The sequence below is a fragment of the Delftia deserti genome, assembly GCF_042653485.1.
Lineage (GTDB): Bacteria > Pseudomonadota > Gammaproteobacteria > Burkholderiales > Burkholderiaceae_C > Comamonas > Comamonas acidovorans.
Genome location: NZ_JBHSIH010000001.1, coordinates 2570382 through 2590649, shown reverse-complemented (window position 1 = coordinate 2590649; position 20268 = coordinate 2570382). Strand labels below are relative to the sequence as shown.

The following is a 20268-nucleotide window of genomic DNA, read 5'->3' as shown; positions in this document are numbered from 1 at the left end:
TAATTTATCTGGAATTGAAAGCCGCCTGAGGGCGGTTTAATTATTTATGGCTCGCTTCGGTGGGCCATTTTGTTTGGGGGTTTCATGGAAGAGCAAAACCGCAAAATTGGCTTCGTGGTTTCTGCGGAAGACGATACCAAGACCACCTTTCAAAACATCAAGACGGGCGCCGCCGATATGGCCGACTCCGTCACAAAAGCTGGCGAGCGTGCGGGTAAGGGCATGAAAGGTATCGGGGACGGTGCCGATGAAGCCGCCCAAAAGATGGACCGCGCCGAGAGCGCTATGGCCCAGGCGTTGACCCGTGCGGCGGAAAAGGCGCGAATTGCCGCCGAAGCCGGCAACAGTCTTGCGAAGGCCTTTGAGATCAAGCTCGATATGCGAGGAATGGATGCCTCCAAGTTTGATCCGGTAATTGCCAAGATACGTGAATATGAGAACGCATTGGCGGCGACGAAAGCCCAGCAGGCCAAGGATGCGGGCCAGAGCTCGTTCCTTGAATCCCTGCGTTCTCAGACACAGGCCCTGGGCAAGACCAAGGCCGAGCTGCTGGAGCTGCAGGCTGCGCAGCTGGGTGTCGCCAGTCAGGCCGCCCCGTATATCGCCAAGCTGCGCGAGACTGAGGCCGGCATGGGCAAGGTGGGCGTGTCGGCTGCGCAGACCGCCGCCGCGATGCGCATGGTGCCAGCGCAGTTCACGGACATCGTTGTGTCGCTCCAGTCTGGCCAGGCCCCGCTGACGGTGCTGCTGCAACAGGGCGGCCAGCTGAAAGACATGTTTGGCGGTGCTGGCGCGGCTGCGCGCGGCATGGCTGGCTACGTGGTCGGCTTGGTGAATCCCTTCACAGTGGCTGCTGCTGCCGCCGCAACGCTTGGCGTAGCGTATTACCAAGGCAGCAAGGAGTCGGACAACTTCCGCCGCTCCCTTGTGCTGAGCGGCAACCAGGCCGGCACCACCGTCGATGAGCTGAATGCCATGGCTCGCGCCATCGCCAGTACGTCAGGCACACAAGGCGCCGCAGCTGCAGGCCTTGCTGAGATGGCTCGTTACAGCAAGGTCGCATCCGACCAGCTGAAGGACTTCACCGCCATCGCTCTGCAATGGGAGAAGACCACGGGCCAAGCCGTCAGCGAGACGGCCAAGCAGTTTGCGGAACTGGCAAAGGATCCGCTGCAGGCATCGCTCGCTCTGAATGAGCAGATGAACTACCTGACTGCGAGCATCTACGACCAGATCAAGGCGCTGGAGAAGCAGGGCAAGACTGCTGAGGCTGCGGCTGTGGCTCAGAAGGCCTACGCAGACGCGATGAAGACAGGCGCAGACGAGCTGACCCAGAACCTGGGCTACATCGAGGCGGGTTGGAATAAGGTCAAGACCGCTGCAAAGAAGGCATGGGACGCCATCCTGGATATCGGCCGTGAAGGCACAGCCGAGCAGAAGCTCGCCTCCGTGCAGAGCGACCTGCAGGCGGCAGAACGTCAACTCGCGAATGCTGAGCGTGCGGCCTTCGGGGGCAGCCGTGCCAGCAAGGCAGAGGTGGAGCGGCGGCGTGCGGCTGTCGAGGATCTGCGCGCACAGGAGAAGAGCCTGCGCGACGGCATAGCGGCTGGTCAAAAGAAGGCGGCAGAGCAGGTCGCAAGCAATGATTACGTGGATGCCATGCAGGCATTCGACCAGGTCGCCGGGCAGTTTGCCTCCAAGGAGGTCAAGCGCAAGCAAGAGCTGACGGTCGCACAGAACCTCTACAACGAGGCCGTCGAGAAGACGGAGAAAGCCTTTGCGAAGAACCCCGAGTTGATGGCTTCCAAGCTTGCGAAGCTGAAATCGGACTACGACAAGACAGTCGCTGGCATCGAAAAAAAGTTCACCGAGAAGGGCGCGGGCGGCGGGATCAACGTTACCGAGAACCAGATGGCGGGACTGGAGGCCAAACTGGCAGGCGCAAGGCAGTACCGCGAGCAGCTGCTGACGCTGGGAGCCGCCGCATCCGATCTCAACGAAGGAGAGCGCGAGTCCATCAAGCTGGCGGCACAGATCGAAAGGACCACCAACGCCAAGACCAGGGCAAAGCTCGAAGAGGCGAAATCCATCGCCGACGCATGGGGCGCACAGGTGCGCAGCAACGACGAGTTGCACAAATCGCAGAAGGCCTATGAATCGCTGATCGCCGGCAACTACAAGGCGGCCGATTCCCTCACCGAGCGCGCCCGCGAGCAGGAAGCCGCCAATGCCGTGTTTGGCAAGGGCCGCACCGAGATCGAGCGCATGACCCTCGCCACGCTTGAGCAGCAGATGGCCGAGGCACAGGACAGCCTCCGCTTTAGCCCGCAATACATCGCCAGCCTGGAGGCCAAGATCGCCGCGCAGAAGCGTTGGGTGACCGCCTTGCAGCAGGCCGACTATAAGCAGATGGATGACCGTCTCACGAAGTCGCTCCAGACATCGAAAGATGAGCTTGCGATCCAGAAAGAGGGCCTGTCGCTCCTGGGTGCCGATGAGGTGCAGCGCAAGAAGATCGTCGCGCAGCGTCGCATCGCATTGGAGCTTGCCAAGGAGCTTGCGGCGATTGATCGCGCTACCTACAGCGACGATGAGATCGAAAACCTCATCGCAAAGCAGGACCTGAAAAAGAAGGCCCGCGAAAAGGCTGAAACCGACACACAGACCTCGCTGCTGCGCATCCAGGAGGAGTACGTCAACAAGCAGGTTGAGCAGTACGACGAGATCTTCCGCAAGGGCTTCGCCGACATGCTCAACAACGGGCGCGACGGCTGGGACAGCTTCACGAAGAGCCTGACCACCACGTTCAAGACGACCGTGGCGGACCAGATCTACAAGATGTTCCTGCGCCCGTTCGTTGTGCAGGTTGTTGCCTCGCTCATCGGGGTTCAGGGAGGTGGCGGCGGTGGCCTGGGAGGCGTAGGCGGCACGGGGGGCTCAGGTGGCGGCTTTGGCGGGGGCATCCCTGGCCTGGGTCTGCTGGGTGAGAGTGGCCTGTTCGCAGGCACGAACTTCGGCGCAGGTCTCATGGGTGGCATGCCGGCTTTGTCTGGCGGCATCGAGATGATGATGGGAGGCGAGTTGCTCGCGGGCGGCATGCAGGCCTTCGGCGCTGCGCTGCCATGGGCGGGAGCTGCCCTTGCGCTGATCAGTCTGATCAAGTCTTTCGACAAGTCTGGCACCCCGCACTACGGTGCGGATGCCGTCTACTCTGGCGGAGAGACGACCGCTGTGAAGCGGCGCGAAGACGGTGCCCTGGGCTACTACGAGGGCGCCAAGTACTGGAACCAGGGCGCGCAGGACTTTGTGAACGGCGTGGCCAAGTCCGTGGGCGGCATGCTCGACTCGTTCGCAAAGAGCTTCGGCCGCGAGACGGGATACATCGTCAAAACCGGCTTTGCAGACGACAGCAGCAAAGACGGCGCCTGGGGCGCGCTGCAGATCGTGGGTCCTGACGGCAAGACCATTGTTGACTGGTCCAAGGATCAAAACAACAAGTGGGCGCCGCGCGAATTCGCAGATGGCGAAGCAGGGCAAAAACAGTACTTGGACATGATCGCCAAGGATGTGGCGGCGGCGATGAGCAAGACGCTCGGTGATGCAGACTGGGCAACTAAAGCGCTGGAATCCGTCAAGGACCTTGATAGCCTCAACGCCGTGTTGCAGCAGATCGGTGCTGTCAAGGCGGCGTTCGACGGTTGGGCCAAAACGCTCACGGGGTTCGCTGATATCACCGGCAAAGCTCAGACGGAGTTGCTCAAGTTCGCCGGCGGCATTGAGGCCTTGGCGAGCGGTGTGAATGCCTTCTACGCCGGCTTCTATTCGGAGCAAGAACGGGCGCTGATCCTGCAACGCCAGGTGCGCGACCAGCTCAAAAAGCTGGGCATCGACATCGACCCTGCGGGCGGCGAGGCAGCGAAGAAGGCTTTCCGCAAGCTCATCGAGGATGCGCTGGCCTCTGGCAACAACGAGCTGGCGGCGAAGCTGCTGGCCCTGGCGCAGCTCTTCGGGGTGGCTGCCGATGCCGCGCAGAAGTCAGCGGACACGGCGGCCGAGGCGGCCAAGACGGCGGCAGACGAGGCGGCCAAGGCCCTGGAGGAGTCGCGCAAGAAAGCCAAGGAGGCCGCATACGCGAACTTCGAGGCTGCGATCCAGCGCGAGCAGAAGTATTGGCAGGACGTGGCCAGCGCATCGCAGGAAGCCATAAGCAGCCTGTCGAGCGCACTTAGCACGTTGCGCAGCAATGCGCGCGACCTGTACGGCTCGCTGGACGCCACGCAGCAGATGCTGGCCGCCCAGGGGATGGTCTACATCGAGGACGCGCTTTCCGGCGTGCGCGGCGGGCGAAAGCTCACCGACTATGCAGGCTTGACAGATGCCATCGGCGCGGCCCGGGGTGGCATCAACTCGGGGCGCTACGCGACGCAGTTCGAGAAGGAGCGCGATGCGCTGATCCTCGCCGGCCAGCTCACCGAGTTGGCTGAGAAGGGCGATGCGCAGCTCAGTTTGGAGGAGCGGCAACTAAAGAACTCGCAAGAGCAGCTTGAGCGCCTGGACAAGACGCTCGGCTACTGGCGTGACCTGATGGACGGCAACAAGGCTCAGATCGACGCCACGCTCAGTGTCGAGGCGGCCATCCAGGCGCTGAAAGCACTGATGTTCCCGGAGCAGCCAACCGGAGCGGGATCGAAGCCGGGTAAGGGCGGCGGCTTGGGATCTGACGTGACGCCAGGCCCTGGCAGCAACCTGCACGGCGGCGGAGGCGACTCCCCATACAAGCATGTCTACACGAACCCGGACGGCTCTGCGTACTACGCATCTGTGACTGCCAAGGATCGCGTGGATCGCTTGGACAGCCTGAAGGATGGCTACCACGCATTTGACGGCACGGGCAATGCTGCAGGCCTCTATGACTGGGCGCGGCAGAACAACGCCACACCGCAGGACCTGGCCGAACTGTCCGGCCTGCGGCAGTCCGACTGGGAAGCCTGGCTCGCGGCGCAGCGCGCGCCTGGCTTTGCGTCAGGAGGCCTGCATCTGGGTGGCCTGCGCATGGTTGGCGAGCGTGGCCCTGAGTTGGAGGTCACAGGCCCTGCACGGTACTGGTCTTCAGCGCAGACCCAGCAAATGCTGAGCGGTGTAGGAGGCAGTGCTCGTGTCGAGTCCCTGCTGGAGCAACTTGTCGCGGAGAACCGGCAGATGCGGAGCCAGATCGCGGCGCTGGAGCGCAATACAGCCGGCATGCCGCAAATGGCCGACCAATTCGACACGGTTGCGGACTCCGGTTTCGTGAGGATGAAGAGCGTATGAACATTCTTTTGCCGAAGACGATCACGCCGGATTCCTTCGGCCCTGCCACTTCGATTCCCGAGCTTGATTCGGCCCGAGGCGAAGTGGCATGGGTTGGCTCTGGCAACTACAAGGTTGGAGACCGCCGCGTCTATGAAAGGAAGATCTATGAGTGCGTGAAGGATCACACGGGCACAGCTGTAACGCCGGACAAGTTGCCGGCTGAGTGGCTCTTCAAAGAGCCCACGAACCGATGGTGCCCGTTTGATCAATACCTATTCACAAAAGCCCGTGCCCTGCATTCGCTGACCTACGAGCTGAAGGGCGTTTTCGTGGATGGGGTTGTGCTGTACGGGCTGGAGGCTGATGGGCTGGACATCTCGGTCACTGCCGGCCCTGGTGGTGCGAACCTGATCCCGCCCGTCAGCGTGGATCTCTGGCAGCAGGCCTACGGGGAATTCGAGTACCTGTTCGGCGACCTGCAGCGGGGCACGCACTACACGCTCAAAGGCCTGCCCATCCATCCCGATGCGCGAATCACGCTCACAGTCCGTCGCAACAACGCGGATGTGGAGGCGGCTGTGGGCTACATCAGCATCGGCAACCAGAAGACGCTGCTGGCGCCCTCAGGGGATATTAGCGCCGTGGAGGACGGGGCAGAGGTGGCCACCAAAGACTACGGCTACACGGAGGATTTCCCAGACGGCACCTACAGAGAAATCGAAGGGCGCAAAGCAAAAAACATCAGCCTCAGCTGCGTCATCAAGGCCGACCAGGCGCCGTTTGTTGACTCGCTGCTCACGCAGATAGCGGGCAAAGCAGTGGCAATCGAGGTCTCGCAGATGGCCAAGTTCTCGCACCTGGCCACGGTGGGGAAAGTCACCGGCACCGTGCGCTCGACGGGTGGGCCTACGGCGCGCGCCGAAATTCAGATTAAGGGAAATGTATGACGGACATTGTTCCAACTCCAGCGGCGCCGAATGTGCCGATTTATCCGGCCCTGGGCAGCGCGAACTTCAATCAGGAGGCGTACACCTACGGCACTTCAATGCCGGCTGTGTCGTACCGCATCTGGGAGATCGGCAAGTCCAGCGAGACGAATGCGATGGCTGCCAACGAGCGGGCCACAGCAGCCGCCGAATCTGCGGGCCAGGCGCAAGGATTCAGGAATGAGGCCGAGAGCTTCCGGAACGCCGCGCAGGGCTACCGCAATGAGTCGCTGACATTCCGCAACGATGCGGAAGGATTCAGCACCACGGCCAAGAACTACCGCGACCAAGCTCAAGGCTTCCGCAACGAGGCGGAGGGTTTCCGGAACACAACGCAGGGCTATCGAGATCAGACCCAGGTATTCCGCAATGACGCGGAGGGCTTCCGCAACCAGGCCCAGGCCTACCGCGATCAGGCCGCCGTTTTCGCATCCGAGCAGATCAAGGGCAGCAGCACCACAAGCGTGACCCCTGGTGCCGGCGCAAAGAGCTTCACGATTGAAGCGAGCCGCTCGTTTGTCGTGGGCATGTATGTGGTGGCCACGTCCACCAGCGACCCGGCGACTAGCATGAGCGGCCTCGTTCAGAGCTACAACCCGAACACGGGCGCCATGGTCATCGGGGTGGACGTGTTCTCGGGCTCCACAGCGAAAGCGGACTGGGTGATCGGTGTGGCTGCCCGAGCGGCGACCGACAGCCTCACGCGCCAGGTTGTCACGACGAACACGACTTGCGTCGCGGGTGTCGCATACATCGTTGCTGCCGCAGGCATCACGCTCACGCTACCTGCATCGTGGATGCCAGGCGACAAGATCGCAATTATCGAAGCCATTGGTGACGGTGCCCAATACACCCAGGCTTGGGGCTCCACAAAACTACGCAGCCGCAGCATTGGCACGCAATTGCTGACCGCAATATTTGGCAGCACAAATGTTCTAACTTATCAGGATTCGACACGGGGGCTTGTATGAATATTAATGACTTGCTAGGCCAGGGCGGGAGTATCCCATTTTGGCAATCTGGCCGAACAGTGCTTAAAGGGGACTACGTAAAAAGTCCTCTGGACCTGGAGATATACCAGCGACTGACTGCGGATGGTGCCGGCACAACTGACCCAGCAGACGACTTCACAAACTATGTGGCGGCCAGCTATGTCCGAACATCGTCTCTTCGGTCGTCGGCACTTTCCCCCATAGGGGCTTCTTCAACATTTGCTCAGTACGGCGCGACACTTGCAGCCCCTTCAATATCCGCAGGAGTGCGGACGCTAATAGTTAGCGCGACGGGGCGTGGTAGTGTTGGATTTCTTGGCGTCTCAAATTTTATTGGTTCTTCCAGGACATTCCGGCTTGAGTTAATAATTGATGGTCGCGCCCTGGTAGACAACAATATATCTCTTTCGACAAATCAATATATCTTGCCTATTGGTCGCACATCAATGAATAGCGCAGGAAATGAGGGGTACTATGCGTGGGATGACAACTACCCCATCAATTTCAGGAGATCAGTTGCTGTATACGTAACTCCAACGACTGCAGTAAGCACATCTTTCTACATCGCGCATAATCTGCGAGGCATGGCATGACAGAAATGATCACTGAAATCATTGGCGGTCTTGAGATCACGCGATGGCCTGATGCCCCTCGCGTCGAGACTGGGCCGCACTCGTGCTCGCGCCGGCAGGGTCGTCTTGCGCTACTCATGCTGGGTCTGCTCGAAGAGGCTGAGGCCGCCATCGCAGCGATGCCCGACGGGAGTGACAAGCGTGCCGCGCAGATCGAGTACGAGGCCGACACCTGGGAGCGCAGCAACCCGTTTCTGTCGGCGCTCTGGGCGCAGCTGGGCGGCACGCCGGAATCGCTCGATGCCGCCTTCGCGCTCGCTGTGACGCTCTGACCGTCCCGATTGACCACACCCCACGACAGCCGCCCGCGAGGCGGTTTTTTCATGCCCGAACGGAATGCCTGATGCGCATATTCATCACCCTCCTCATCAGCCTGCACCTTGTGGTGCCTATCGCCGTATGGGCGCAATCGACGGTCAAAACGCCCCTGAGCTACACGCTGCAGGAATACGGGATCGTGCTCGGCACGGCCCTGCTCGGCGGGCTCGCGTCCTGGTGGATGAAGGTCCGCCGGGGCGAGATCCTGGCCTGGAACCTTTCTTCGCTGATCGGCGAGCTGTGCGTGAGCGCGTTCGCCGGGCTGGTCGCGTTCTGGCTCTGCGAGTACTTCACCCTCAACCCACTGCTGACGTCGGCGATTGTGGGTATGAGCGGCCACGCTGGAGCCAAGGGGCTGATCTGGGTTGAGTCTGCGGGCCAAAAAGTGCTGGAGAAGAAATTGGGTATCGACAAGCCAAAGGAAGACCAATGACCCTCGACACCATCATCAAGACCGCGATCAACCCTGCGTTGGGCCTGCTGCCGGCCGCCATGGATACGCCCGAGGCTCGCGTGATGCTGCTGGCCATCGGCCTGCAGGAATCCCGATTCGACCACCGCTACCAGCTGGTGCAGGGCAAGCCCGGCGCCAAGGGCCCAGCCCGTGGCTTCTGGCAGTTCGAGCGCGGGTCTGCAGCGAGCCGTGGCGGTGTCTGGGGGGTGTTCCTGCACCCATCCACCAACCGCCTGCTGCGCACCATCGCTGAGCAGCGCGGGTGCCTGCCTGTTCCGACGAACCTCTGGGAGGCCATTGAGCAAGACGACGTGCTGGCCGCCGCGATGGCCCGGCTGCTGCTGTTCACGGATCCGCGCCAGCTGCCCGCCATCGGCGACGTGCAAGGCGCCTGGGATCTCTACGCGCTGCGCACCTGGCGCCCTGGCAAGCCTCACCGGCAGACCTGGGATGCTTTCCACGCTCAGGCGCGCGCCGCCATCACAGGAGCAGCCACATGATCTCCGCGCTCTACACCCATCTTGCGGCAGCCGGCGCGGCCCTGGCCATCGGAGCCTCCGGCGCCTGGTGGACCCAGGCCCAGCGCTACGGCCTGCAGATCGAGCAGCTGCAGCACCAACAGACCAGCGCAGCGCTGGTCGCCACGCAGCAGGCCGTCACGGACATGGCCGGATTCCAGAAAGGACTGACCGATGCACTCGCAACCTTCCAGGCCACGGGCCGGCGCAACCAGGCCGCGCAGCAGGATCTGGACCGCAGCCTGCGTGATCTGCGCACTGCTACTGCAGGCATGCGGGGCGACTTTGCCGGCCTCCCAGAGCGCATCGCTGGAGCTGCCAAGCCCGCCCTCGCTCAGTACGCCTCAACCTGCACAGCCGTACTCCAAGAGCTGGCAGACCGAGGTGGACGCATGGCAGAGCGCGGTGCAGACATCGCGCGAGCGGCTGATGGCCACGCCGCTGACGCCGCGCTGATGCGGGAGGCCTGGCCAAGGGCGTCGCGCTGAACTCGGTGCGCTACGATCACCAAATTCCCTAACTTCGGAGATGGCATGACTGCGGCGAGCGACTACCTGTCGAAAGAGACACTTGAGCAAGTCTCTACTGAGAGCTTTGCGCAGAACGTGGCCAACTACCGAGCCCTTCTCATTAGATGGGGGAAAGAGGTTGATGCGGACAGCGTTGATGACAAGCGAGCTCAGCTTCTTTTCAAGGAAGCTTCAATGCTCCAGGAGATCATCCAAGGTCAAATGTCAGAGGCTAGAAGTCGTGGCGCTGCCCTCGGTGTGCCTCGGCAGGAGTTGGAGGAGGTTGTCAACATTTATGCAAATGTGTTGCGCAAACTTGTTCTCCGAGTTGCAAGTTCGCTGGACTTGTATGCTCCGGAATTACAGGGGATCATTGACGTATTTGAGAAGCAGCCGGAAGGATCACAACCTCAACAGCTAAAAAGCTTGGTGGGGAAGGTGAAGATGGCAAGGGCAACTCAGGGCCAGCTGATAAGCGACCCCGCTCACGCCAGTCTTGTTGCCCCCGCCTACTTGACGTTGATGAACGACATCGCTGCTCTAGTGCGAGAGATTGCACCAAGAGCATCTAGCGGTGGAGCGCCGCCACCGCCTCCGATTCTTGGCGCGCAGCCATCGGACGGCGGGGGGTCAGACCTTCCCCGTCGGGTTCAGAAATTGGAGGACAAGATGGACTCGGTAGCCGGAGACATCGCCGTCATCAAGAACACTCTGACGCGGATGGAGGAGTTCTTGAAGCACTCTGCTATGAAAACAGACATAGCCAAAGTGGAAGAACGCTTGGCTCACACCCCTACAAAGGCCGAAATGTACATCGCCGGAGGCACCGTTGCTGTAGCAGTTATCGGTCTCATGGCGAAGGGGTTTGGCTGGCTCTAGCGAGATCGACCGCCGCGAGGGCTACGAGGTGCGGCCGCTGGCGGCGCTGGTGGTGTGCACGATGATGGTTGTAAATTTTTAAGGCTCAATAGTCAGTGATCTTGAGATAGACTGCCGCACATGAATGCAAACCTCAGGTAATGCAGTCGCTGCTCTCGTCTATGGATGTTGTTTAATTTAGAAGTTGATGTTCAGGAGTTGATTTCATGGATGCTTGGGAAAAAAGTGTAAATTATTTTTTTGCTGTCCTGATGGTAATCATGCTGGCAGTTCCTTTTTTCGGGGCAGTTGTTGCAATAGGCATGTTTTTTAGTGGGCTAAGCGACGCCTATAAGCAAAGAGAATCGAGCCTCTTGCCGACTGCGGTTGTGGGTCCTATTGGTTATTTTTTGGTGATTATTTTGGGGATGTATTATTTTAAACATAAGGAAATAATCATTGGGTTGATGGCTATTTATTCGTGTATTTGGGTGTTTTTTTGGGTTGCAGCAAGGAAAAAGCTTCTCAAAATTAGGGGTAGGTAAATATTTTTCTGTCGCTTACTTCGAATTAACTCCGAATCTTCTCAGGCACATAAGTTAATTGTTGATAATTGGTTCTTGTGGAATTCATAGTTGCAGCAATAAGCTTTGATCAGATCGCAATTGCCCTGCTGGGCGCCCTGGCGGCTTGGCTCTCCCAAGCTCGGGGCGAGGGCTCGCGCAAGTGGGCGCCAGTGTTCGGCATGCTGGGGCAGCCCTTCTGGTTCTATGCCAGCTGGCAGACCGAGCAGTGGGGCATCTTCGCTGTGTCGATCATCTATGCGGGCGCCTGGGCTCGGGGCCTTTGGGTCTACTGGATCTCGCCGCGCCGTGAGCGTGGCACGGGCTCCATCCAACTGGTGCCAGGCCGCAAGCCATGATCTATACGCTTCACATAGACAAAGAGGGGTCCGGCTCCTACGCCGTCCGAGTGCTGGATGGGCGGGATGAGGTCGCAGTGTTCTATGCTTCCACGATCTCAGGAGCTATCCGCGACTGCGCTGTCGGCACGTTGCCAGGCCTCGATGGCTTCCACATCTGGTATGGCCATGTTTCCGTTGGCACGACCTCCATTGACGCGATGCGCCACGACGCCGAGACGCTGGCGCAGCGGCTGGTGAGCTTGCATTCCCAGTACGGCGGGTAGGCGGCCAGGCCAAAAACCGGCTTGGTCAGACCTGAAATCCCGGCAAGTTGGGCGAGGGCTGGACGTGAAATCCGGCCCAACCAACTGCTGCTCATGTCCCACTTATGTCCCAGACGCCCACTTAATGCACTGTAAGTGGTTGTCAACATTGGAAAAATGATGGTCCCTCCGACAGGAATCGAACCTGTATCTGGCGCTTAGGAGGCGCCCGTTCTATCCATTGAACTACGGAGAGAGGCAAACCGCGATTGTAAACGCTCGGGGCGGGTCTGCCCTGCACGCCGCCCGCCGGGCGGTGTGCAGGGTGCCGGGGCGTCAGTCCTTGCGCACGGTGTAGATCAGGTCCAGCGCGCTGGTTTCCCCGGTCTGGCCGCGCAGGGTGAGGCGGCGCGAGAGGTCGTAGAAGATGTACAGCGTGCCCATGGCCCCCGAGAGGCTTTGCTCGTAGGTGACATAGAGGTCGCTGGACAGGCGCTTGCCCAGGGTGAGGGCGGCGCCGGTGGAGCCTTCGCCGCCCGGTCCCTTGAAGCCGATTTCGTCCAGGCCCAGGTTGCTGGCGATCTTGCCGCTGTTGTTGCGCCCGCCGCTGAGCAGGGACAGCGCGGCCTGCTGGAGCAGGGCGCTTTCGGCGCCGCCCGTGGCGGGGTCGCGGCCCATGACCACCCAGGAGAGCTTTTCGGCATCGGGCATTTCGGGGTCGGAGTACAGGCGCACGCGCGGGGTGTTGGCCGTGCCCTGCACCTGCACGCCTGCGCGCACGGCGATGTTCGGGCGCAGCGCCAGGATGTCCAGCGAGGGGTTGGCGTAGGGGCCGTTGAAGCGGATGAGGCCTGTCTCCACGTCCAGCGACTGGCCCCAGGCGCGATAGCGGCCCTGCACGGTGCGGATCTCGCCCGTGATGCGCGGCGGGCCGCCCGCCACGGTGGGGCCCTGCACTTCCAGCGCGCCTTCCAGGCGGGTGGTGATGCCGTAGCCCTGCAGCGCGAAGTCGCGGCCCAGGTCGAGCTTGACGAGGATGTCGGGCAGCTTGATGGTTTCCGCGCGGGCCTGGGCCTTGCGGTCGGCCTGCTGCTGTTTGCGCGCCGCTTCCTGCTCGGCCTTGCGCGAGGCGGCCGAGTGCACGACCACGTCGGAGTCCAGCGAGGGCGCGGATTCCTCGGGCAGGATGATGGTGGCGCGGTCGGTGGTGAGGTCGCCGCGCAGCGTGAACTGGCCTTGCTCCAGCCTGGCCTGCAGGCCGCCGGAGATGCTGACCTGGCGGTCTGCCCGCACCAGCACCTGCAGCCTGGTGGCCTGGGCGCGCAGGTCCATGCTCAGGCCGGAGTTGCTGCCATCGGCATTGGGCGGGTCCCAGCGCACGAAGCCCGAGCCCGTGAGTTCGCCGCCTTCGCGCGGTGCCGTGGTGAGGTTGCCGCTGTAGCCCAGGATGCGCGCATTGCTGCCGCGCCCGCCCTGCATGCGCAGTTCGGTCAGGTCCAGCCGGTTGCCTTGCAGGCGGGCGCGCAGCACGCCGTTTTGCAGGTCGATGCCGTCCAGCGCGGACAGGATGCTCAGGCCGTCGGCCGAGAGATTGCCCTGCCACTGCGGGTTCTGGCGGTCGCCGCTGATCTCGGCCTTGGCCTGCAGCGATCCGGTGACGCGCCAGCCGGGCGGGGCGAACAGCGCCCAGATGCCGATGTCGGGCATGCGGGCGTCGATCTGGCCGGACAGCGGGGCCTTCTCGGGCCAGGTCCAGGTGCCGTTTTGCTGGGCCAGGCGCGTGCCCAGCTGGGCGGTCAGGGTGCCGGCGCGTTCGCTGTCCCAGTCGAGCTTGGCCTGCACGTCGTCGTCCTGGGCGCGCACGCTCAGGCGGGCCTGCTTGATGTGGGCGCGCATGCCGGCGCCGCGCACGGTACGGGTGCGCACTTCACCGGGCTTGCTGGAGCGCGGCCCCGTGGTGTGGATGACGGTGGTGCCCGAGCCGTCTTCCACGGCCAGGCGCAGGTCGCCGGCGGCACGTTCGACCAGCAGTTCGGCCTTGAGCGCGGGGCCGGTGGTGTCCAGGTCCCAGCGGGCATTGAAGCTCAGGTCGCCGCTCAGGCCCATGGCGGCCAGCGGAGGCTCCTCGGCCATGGACAGGGCATCGACCCAGGCCAGCGGCAGGGCCTGGGCGCGGCCGGTGCTGCGCAGGGCCCAGCGGCCGTCGCCGCCCTGGGTGGCGCGGGTGTCGTCCCAGGCCAGCAGCACGGGCTGCGGCGCCTCGGCATTGGCGCGGCGCTGGGCCAGCGTGGGCGGCGTGACCTGCAGGCTGCCGGCCGATGCCGTGAAGGTGGTGGACAGCACGGTGCGGCCCGTGGTGCGCTGGGCGATCTGCACGGGCTGCTTGCCCGCCAGTTGCAACTGCCATGGGCCGGGCAGGTCCTGGCCCGGATTCAACCGGGCCTGCAGTCTGTCGATGCTGGCCTGCCAGTCCAGCGGGGCCGCGCCGCGTGCCGTGGCAAGGCCTGCCTGCAGGGCCGTGTCGATCTGCGCGGTCTGCGTGCCGCGCTTCGCCTGGCCGGTGAGGGTCAGGCCGGCCTGCTCGGGCGAGCCCTTGAGGGCCAGGCGCAGTTCGGGCAGTTCCAGCGCCTGCTCGGGCGGCGTGTTGGCGGGCAGGTAGCGCAGCTTGGCGGCCTGCAGGTCGGCCTGCAGTTGCAGGCCGCTGGCGGGCAGCGGGTCGCCCACGGCGGCCTTCATGCGCTTTTGCAGTGCGCCCCATCCGCCACGCCAGCTGGCGTCCAGCTGGGCCTGGCCTTCGATCAGGGCGCCGGCCAGCGGGTCCTTCATGCCGGGCAGCTTGCGCAGCCACTGCGTGAGGGCGGTGAGCGACGACAGCTTGAGCTGGCTGCTGCCCTGGCCTGCGGCGGGGCTGATGTGGCCGTCCAGCGAGAGCTCGGCGCCGGGCAGCTGGGCCTTCAGCACGGTCTGCAGTTTTTGCTGTTCGGTGTCGAACTGCAGGCTGCGGCTGCGCACCGAGGCCTGCAGCGCATCAAGCTGCAGGTTCTCCAGCGAGAGCACGGGCTGGGCCCAACGGCCCTTGGTGGCGAGTTTCTCTATGCGCAGGGGCTGGCGCCTGGCGCCTGCGGGCGCGGCTGCGGCCTGGATGTCCACGCTGAAGTCCACCTGCTGCTCTGCCGTGGCGCTGGCGCGCAGCTCGCCCTGCAGCGGCGCGGCTTCCAGGAGGCTGTAGAGCGCGGCGGGGTCCAGGCGCTGGACCTTGGCCTGGCCTTCGAAGACCTTGGTGGCGGGCTCGAAGCGGCCCTGGGCGTCGATGCTGCCCGAGCCTATGGCGATCTGCGCCTGCTCCAGCAGCCACTGCTGGCCGTCATAGCGCACCGCGGCCTCGATCTGGTCCAGCGGCAGGCGCTGGCGGTCCCAGGGGCCGGGCATGGCGTTGTTCAGGCGTGTCGTCAGCTGCCAGGCGGTGGTGGCGATGGCCGAGCCTGGCGCCTGGTCCGATGCCTGGTCCGATGCCTGTTCCGTGGCGGGTGCCTGGGCTGTATCAGCTGCCTTGCCATCCGGCCCGGCCTGCAATTCGCCGCTGATGCGGGTGCGCGGTCCCTGGGGCCAGAAGGCGGCGATGTCGATCTGGCTGAGCTGGGCGCGCGCGGTCTGCAGCGGCTGGGGCTGCCAGGGCCGGATGCTGGCCTCGACGTCCGCATGCATGGGTTCGGACACCGGGGCGGCTTCGTTGCGCTCCCTGGCCTTGCCGTTCTTGCCATCGGCCTTGGCGGATTTCTGTACGGCGGGAGGGGTAGATGCTTCCTCGGACACCGTCCCGGGCTTGGCATCAACCTGGAGCTTGATGCCCAGTTGCGCAGCGGCGGTGGCCAGGGTGCCGTCGATCTGTGCCTTGGCCTGCACGGCCAGCGGTGCAGGTTTGGGGGCCTTGGCCGTGGAGGCTTCGTCATCCGAAGCCAGGGCAGGCGCTTGCAGGTCGCCCTGCAGCTGGGCCTGGATGGCCATGGGCGCACGGGCCTGCAGGCGCAGCCTGGCCTGGTAGTTGCCATCGGCCCATTGCAGGTCGCGCACGTCCAACTGGTGCTCGCTGCCGTCGTAGACGTAGTGGCCTTGCAGGCCCAGCACCTCGGCCTGGGGCGGGCCTTGCCAGACGATGCGCTCCACATGGAAGGGCACGTCGATCTTCACGGGCAGCACGAGCTGCTGCAGCGGCTCGACGGGTTTCTTGTCCTCGGGGTCGGGCGTGCTGGCAATGTTCAGCTCGGCGATGCGCACTTCGCCCAGGCGCACGGTGCGCGACAGCAGGGGGCGCAATTGCCAGCCGATGGTGGCGTCGCGCAGCTCCACCTTCATGGTGGGGCTTTGCCATTGCAGCCAGCCGATGCGCCCGCCCTGGCGCACGGTGCCGGTGACTTCCTTGGCCTGCAGGCTCTGGCCTGCGGGCAGCCAGCCGGCCACGCGCTGCAGGGTGTAGGCCAGCGAATCGGCGCGGCCGGCCCACCACCAGGCGGAGCCCAGCAGGGCGGCCAGCAGCAGGACCAGGACCAGGAAGAACCAGAGCAGGGCGCGCAGCCAGCGGCGGCGGCGGGGCGCGGGCGGGGGCGCCGGCGGGGAAGGGGACGCCTGGGGGCTTTGATCTGGCGCGGCGGAGGAGGCAGGGGTATTCAAGCGGGAATCCACCATGGTCAGAAGTTGAAGCCCAGGCGCAGGTGCAGGCGCAGCTGCTTTTCCTGGGCGCCCCAGGCGATGTCGGCCTGCACGGGTCCCACGGGGCTGCGCCAGCGCAGGCCGGTGCCCACGCCCACGCGCATGTACATGGAGTCGGGCGCATCGCCCACGGTGCCGGCGTCCAGGAAGACGGCGTGCTCCCAGTCTTGCGTGTTGCCCTTGATGACGATGGGCCGCTGCCATTCGATGCTGCCCACGGCCATGTAGCGCCCACCGATGACCTTGCCGCTGTCGGTGCGCGCACCGATGCTCTGGTAGCCGTAGCTGCGCACGGTGTTGTCGCCGCCGGTGATGAACAGCTGGGTGACGGGCAGGTCGGCATCCTTGCGGGCCAGCACGGCGCCGCCGGAGGCGCGCAGCGCCAGGCGGCTGCGGCGCTTGGTCTCGGGATCGACCTCGCCGATGGGAATCAGGCTGAGCCAGCGGCCCGAGACGCGGCCGAACGGCGTGCGCTGGGGCGTGAGCGTGGTGCCCGCGCCGACTTCCCAGGCGAAGCCGAAGCCCGAGGAGGGCGCCAGCGTGCTGTCGAAGTAGCGCCCGGTCCAGCCGTAGTTGGCCGTGACCGACGAGCTGGACGGGGGCGCGCCCTCGCCCTGGGTCTTGGCGTAGTCGTACTGCAGGTAGTAGTTGCGGTCGATGTGGTCTTCGGACTTGGTGCGGCCGGCGCGCAGCTGCAGGCTGTTGACATCGAAGTCGCCCGAGGGCGCGCGCTCGGCCTTGGCCGTGGTGAACCAGCGCCACAGGGTTTCATCGGGCAGGGCGGTCCACTGCGTGGAGATCAGCGGGTTCTTGCGGTCGAAGCGCATGCGCGTGACGGCACGCCAGCCCAGCCAGGGCAGGCGGTTGTGGATGTGGTCCACGCTCAGGCGCGGGCCGGTGTCGGTGCTCATGCCCACGCCGAAGACCCATTTCTGCATCTGGGCCTCGCGCACCTGGGCGATGACGGGCGTGGTGACCTGGGCGCCCTTGCGCTTGAGGGCCTCCTCATCCTCGGCGGCGCTTTCTCCCTGCTGGGGCACGTTGGCCAGCGTGAGGAAGACGGAGTCGTAGTAGCCGCTGCTGGCCAGGCGCAGCTGGGCATCGACCAGGGCGGTCTGGTCGTATTCCTCGCCCTCGGGCAGGCGTGCGATGCGGGCCGTGCCCACGGGGTCGTAGCGCTGGGCGCCTTCGATGCGCAGCGGGCCGAAGGTATAGGCCGGGCCGGGCGCATAGGCCACGCTGACATCGGCCTCATGCGTGTCGGCGTCGATGTCGGCCAGGCTGGAGTCGATGCGCGCCAGCGGGTAGCGGCGCGACTGCAGCGTGCGCAGGCCCTGGCTCTTGGCCTGGCTCCAGTTGGACTGGCTGAAGCGCTGGCCGGGCTGCAGCGGCCAGTCCTCTTCGATGGTGGCGCGCTGGGAGGCGCCATCGGGATCGTCGGCATTGACGCCCGCAAAGCGCACCTGGCTGCGCGCAATGGTGGCGGGCTCGCCCGGGTCCACCTTGACGGTGACCTGCAGCGGGGCCTCTTCGGATTCGGGCGTTTCCTTGATCTCCACCGTGACCGTGGGGCTGAAGTAGCCCAGCGTGCCGATCAGGTCGCGCACGTTGGCGTCGGTGGCGCCCAGCAGCCGCGTGAGTTCGCGCCGCTGCAGATCGCTCTGGTAGCGGTAGCGGCGCAGTTCGAGGTGCTTTTCCAGCAGCTCGCGCACTTCCTTGGGCGCATCGACGACGAGCGAGAAGGCCGGGTCGCCGGTCGCTGCAATCAGCGAAGGGTCCGTGTCCTTGTCATCATTCTTGGACGGCAGGAGGCTGCAGCCACCGAGCATCAGGGCTGCACTCAACAGAAACAAAAACGCCGGCCCTCGGGCCGGCGCTGTCGCGGGGGGGAGCTTGGGCATCGGCCTATTTTGACAGCAGGCGCATGGCGTCTTCCAGACCTTTGAGTGTCAAAGGGTACATGCGGTTGCCAGTGAGCTGCTGGATGATGCTGATGCTCTGGCGGTACTGCCAGACGCCGGGCGGCTCGGGGTTGATCCAGGCAAAGCGCGGGAAGGCATGCGTCAGGCGCTGCAGCCATTCGGCGCCGGGCTCCTCGTTCATGTACTCCACGCTGCCGCCGGGCTGCAGGATCTCGTAGGGGCTCATGGTGGCGTCGCCCACGAAGATCAGCTTGTAGTCCTTGTTGTACTTGCGGATGATGTCCCAGGTCGGGAACTTCTCGGCGAAGCGGCGGCGGTTGTTCTTCCACATGAAGTCGTAGACGCAGTTGTGGAAGTAGTAGAACTCCAGGTGCTTGAACTCGCTCTTGACGGCGGAGAACAACTCTTCCACGCGCTGCACATGCTCGTCCATGGTGCCGCCCACGTCCATGAGCAGCAGCACCTTCACGTTGTTGTGGCGCTCCGGGATCATCTTGATGTCCAGGTAGCCCGCGTTGGCGGCCGTGCTGCGGATGGTGTCGGGCAGGTCCAGCTCCAGCTCGCCGCCTTCGCGCGCGAACTTGCGCAGCCGGCGCAGCGCGACCTTGATGTTGCGCGTGCCCAGCTCCTGCGTGTCGTCGTAGTCGCGGTAGGCGCGCTGCTCCCAGACCTTGACGGCGCTCTTGTTGCGGCCCGGCCCGCCGATGCGCACGCCGGCCGGGTTGTAGCCGCCGTGGCCGAAGGGACTGGTGCCGCCCGTGCCTATCCATTTGTTGCCGCCTTCGTGCCGCTCCTTTTGCTCTTCGAGCCGCTTCTTGAGCGTCTCCATCAGCTCGTCCCAGCCCATGGCCTCGATGGCGGCCTTTTCCTCGGGCGAGAGCTCGCGCTCCAGCAGCTTCTTCAGCCAGTCCTGGGGGATTTCGCGCGTGAGGTCGGCCACCATCTCCACGCCCTTGAAGTAGGCGGCAAAGGCGCGGTCGTACTTGTCGTAGTGCTTCTCGTCCTTGACCAGCACGGTGCGGCCCAGGTGGTAGAAGTCGTCCAGGCTCCAGGCGTCGTCGCTCCTGGGGCCGACCACGCCGGCCTGCAGCGCCTCCAGCAGGGTCAGGAACTCCTTGACCGAGACGGGCAGCTTGGCCGCGCGCATGGTGTAGAAGAAGTCGATCAGCATGGCATCTCCCGAAGGCCCGGCGTACGCGCCCTCATGTGCGCGCCACGGCCGTGCTGCCGTCCGAATGGCGCTGCAACTGGTCCAGCAACTGGGCGCGCGACTCGGGCCATTCGCCGCTGCGCAGGCTGTACATCACGGTGTCGCGGATGGAGCCGTCGCGGCGCAGCGCGTGGCCGCGGATCACGCCGTCCTTCTTGGCCCCCAGGCGCTCGATGGCGCGCTGGCTGGCGAAGTTGAAGCAGTCCGTGCGCCAGCCCACCACATGGCAGGACAGCGTGTCGAACGCATGGCCCATGAGCATGAGCTTGGCCGAGGTGTTGACATGGGTGCGCTGCACGCTGCGCGCGTACCAGGTGTAGCCGATCTCCACGCGGCGCACCTCGGGCAGGATGTCGTGGTAGCTGCTGGTGCCCAGCACCTTGCCGCTGTCGTCGTCCAGCACGGCAAAGGCGAAACGCTTGCCCAGGCTGCGCTGCTCCAGGGCGGCTTCGATATAGGCACGCACGTCAGCGGGCTCGGGCGCCGAGGTCACGCGGATGCGCCACAGCTGGCCGTCCTGCACGGCCTCGAGCAGCCCGGCTTCATGGGCGAGGGCCAGGGGCTCCAGCCGCACGCCGTTGAAGCGCATGACCACGGGTCGCACAAAGCCCTGGTGCGCCACCGCGCCGGCCACGGGAATGGTCGTCACCTGGCCGGTGAGGGCCGGCACGCCCGTGTCGTTGGTGTGTTCGGGATGGGGCAT

The 20268-nt window shown here is 64.2% G+C and carries 15 protein-coding genes and 1 tRNA gene; 11 read left to right on the top strand and 5 right to left on the bottom strand.

The features are described from left to right. Positions 1-84: 84 nt before the first annotated feature. The 11 genes from ACFPFG_RS12680 (at position 85) to ACFPFG_RS12630 (ending at position 11747) form a co-directional block, all read left to right on the top strand. Complete coding sequence (locus tag ACFPFG_RS12680; RefSeq protein ID WP_380106839.1) at positions 85-5310, top strand: phage tail length tape measure family protein; 5226 nt, start codon at positions 85-87, stop codon at positions 5308-5310. Continuing rightward, a complete protein-coding gene (locus tag ACFPFG_RS12675; RefSeq protein ID WP_380106837.1) occupies positions 5307-6239 on the top strand; it encodes a hypothetical protein in 933 nt (310 codons plus the stop codon). The genes ACFPFG_RS12680 and ACFPFG_RS12675 overlap by 4 nt, the downstream gene beginning before the upstream one ends. After that, entirely contained in the window at positions 6236-7249 is a 1014-nt protein-coding gene (locus ACFPFG_RS12670; RefSeq protein ID WP_380106835.1) for a hypothetical protein, read from the top strand. Before ACFPFG_RS12675 ends, ACFPFG_RS12670 begins: the two co-directional genes overlap by 4 nt. Positions 7250-7859: 610 nt before the next feature. Next, a complete protein-coding gene (locus tag ACFPFG_RS12665; RefSeq protein ID WP_380106833.1) occupies positions 7860-8174 on the top strand; it encodes a hypothetical protein in 315 nt (104 codons plus the stop codon). Positions 8175-8245: 71 nt separating this feature from the next. Continuing rightward, on the top strand, positions 8246-8653 hold the full coding sequence (locus tag ACFPFG_RS12660) for a phage holin family protein (protein WP_046988572.1): 408 nt from the start codon (positions 8246-8248) through the stop codon (positions 8651-8653). Further along, complete coding sequence (locus ACFPFG_RS12655) at positions 8650-9174, top strand: hypothetical protein (RefSeq protein WP_380106831.1); 525 nt, start codon at positions 8650-8652, stop codon at positions 9172-9174. Before ACFPFG_RS12660 ends, ACFPFG_RS12655 begins: the two co-directional genes overlap by 4 nt. Continuing rightward, complete coding sequence (locus ACFPFG_RS12650) at positions 9171-9680, top strand: hypothetical protein (protein ID WP_380106829.1); 510 nt, start codon at positions 9171-9173, stop codon at positions 9678-9680. The genes ACFPFG_RS12655 and ACFPFG_RS12650 overlap by 4 nt, the downstream gene beginning before the upstream one ends. A gap of 45 nt (positions 9681-9725) precedes the next feature. After that, a complete protein-coding gene (locus tag ACFPFG_RS12645; protein ID WP_380106827.1) occupies positions 9726-10580 on the top strand; it encodes a hypothetical protein in 855 nt (284 codons plus the stop codon). Between the two features lie 206 nt (positions 10581-10786). Beyond that, complete coding sequence (locus ACFPFG_RS12640; RefSeq protein ID WP_380106826.1) at positions 10787-11104, top strand: hypothetical protein; 318 nt, start codon at positions 10787-10789, stop codon at positions 11102-11104. A gap of 98 nt (positions 11105-11202) precedes the next feature. Next, the gene (locus ACFPFG_RS12635) at positions 11203-11481 is read left to right on the top strand and encodes a hypothetical protein (protein WP_380110265.1); all 279 of its coding nucleotides are present in this window, start codon (positions 11203-11205) and stop codon (positions 11479-11481) included. Further along, on the top strand, positions 11478-11747 hold the full coding sequence (locus ACFPFG_RS12630) for a hypothetical protein (RefSeq protein ID WP_380106825.1): 270 nt from the start codon (positions 11478-11480) through the stop codon (positions 11745-11747). The genes ACFPFG_RS12635 and ACFPFG_RS12630 overlap by 4 nt, the downstream gene beginning before the upstream one ends. A gap of 160 nt (positions 11748-11907) precedes the next feature. Here the strand turns inward: ACFPFG_RS12630 and ACFPFG_RS12625 are convergent. From ACFPFG_RS12625 to ACFPFG_RS12605, 5 genes are all read right to left on the bottom strand, one after another. After that, positions 11908-11982: transfer RNA gene (locus ACFPFG_RS12625), tRNA-Arg, on the bottom strand. Between the two features lie 80 nt (positions 11983-12062). Next, a complete protein-coding gene (locus ACFPFG_RS12620) occupies positions 12063-16409 on the bottom strand; it encodes a translocation/assembly module TamB domain-containing protein (protein ID WP_380106823.1) in 4347 nt (1448 codons plus the stop codon). 2 nt (positions 16410-16411) lie between these two features. After that, a complete protein-coding gene (locus ACFPFG_RS12615; RefSeq protein WP_465251921.1) occupies positions 16412-18334 on the bottom strand; it encodes an autotransporter assembly complex protein TamA in 1923 nt (640 codons plus the stop codon). Positions 18335-18338: 4 nt separating this feature from the next. Next, positions 18339-19526 carry a vWA domain-containing protein gene (locus ACFPFG_RS12610; RefSeq protein ID WP_183019092.1) on the bottom strand — a complete coding sequence of 396 codons (1188 nt, stop codon included), beginning with the start codon at positions 19524-19526 and terminating at the stop codon, positions 18339-18341. Positions 19527-19557: 31 nt separating this feature from the next. Beyond that, positions 19558-20268 carry a GNAT family N-acetyltransferase gene (locus tag ACFPFG_RS12605; protein ID WP_312377202.1) on the bottom strand — a complete coding sequence of 237 codons (711 nt, stop codon included), beginning with the start codon at positions 20266-20268 and terminating at the stop codon, positions 19558-19560.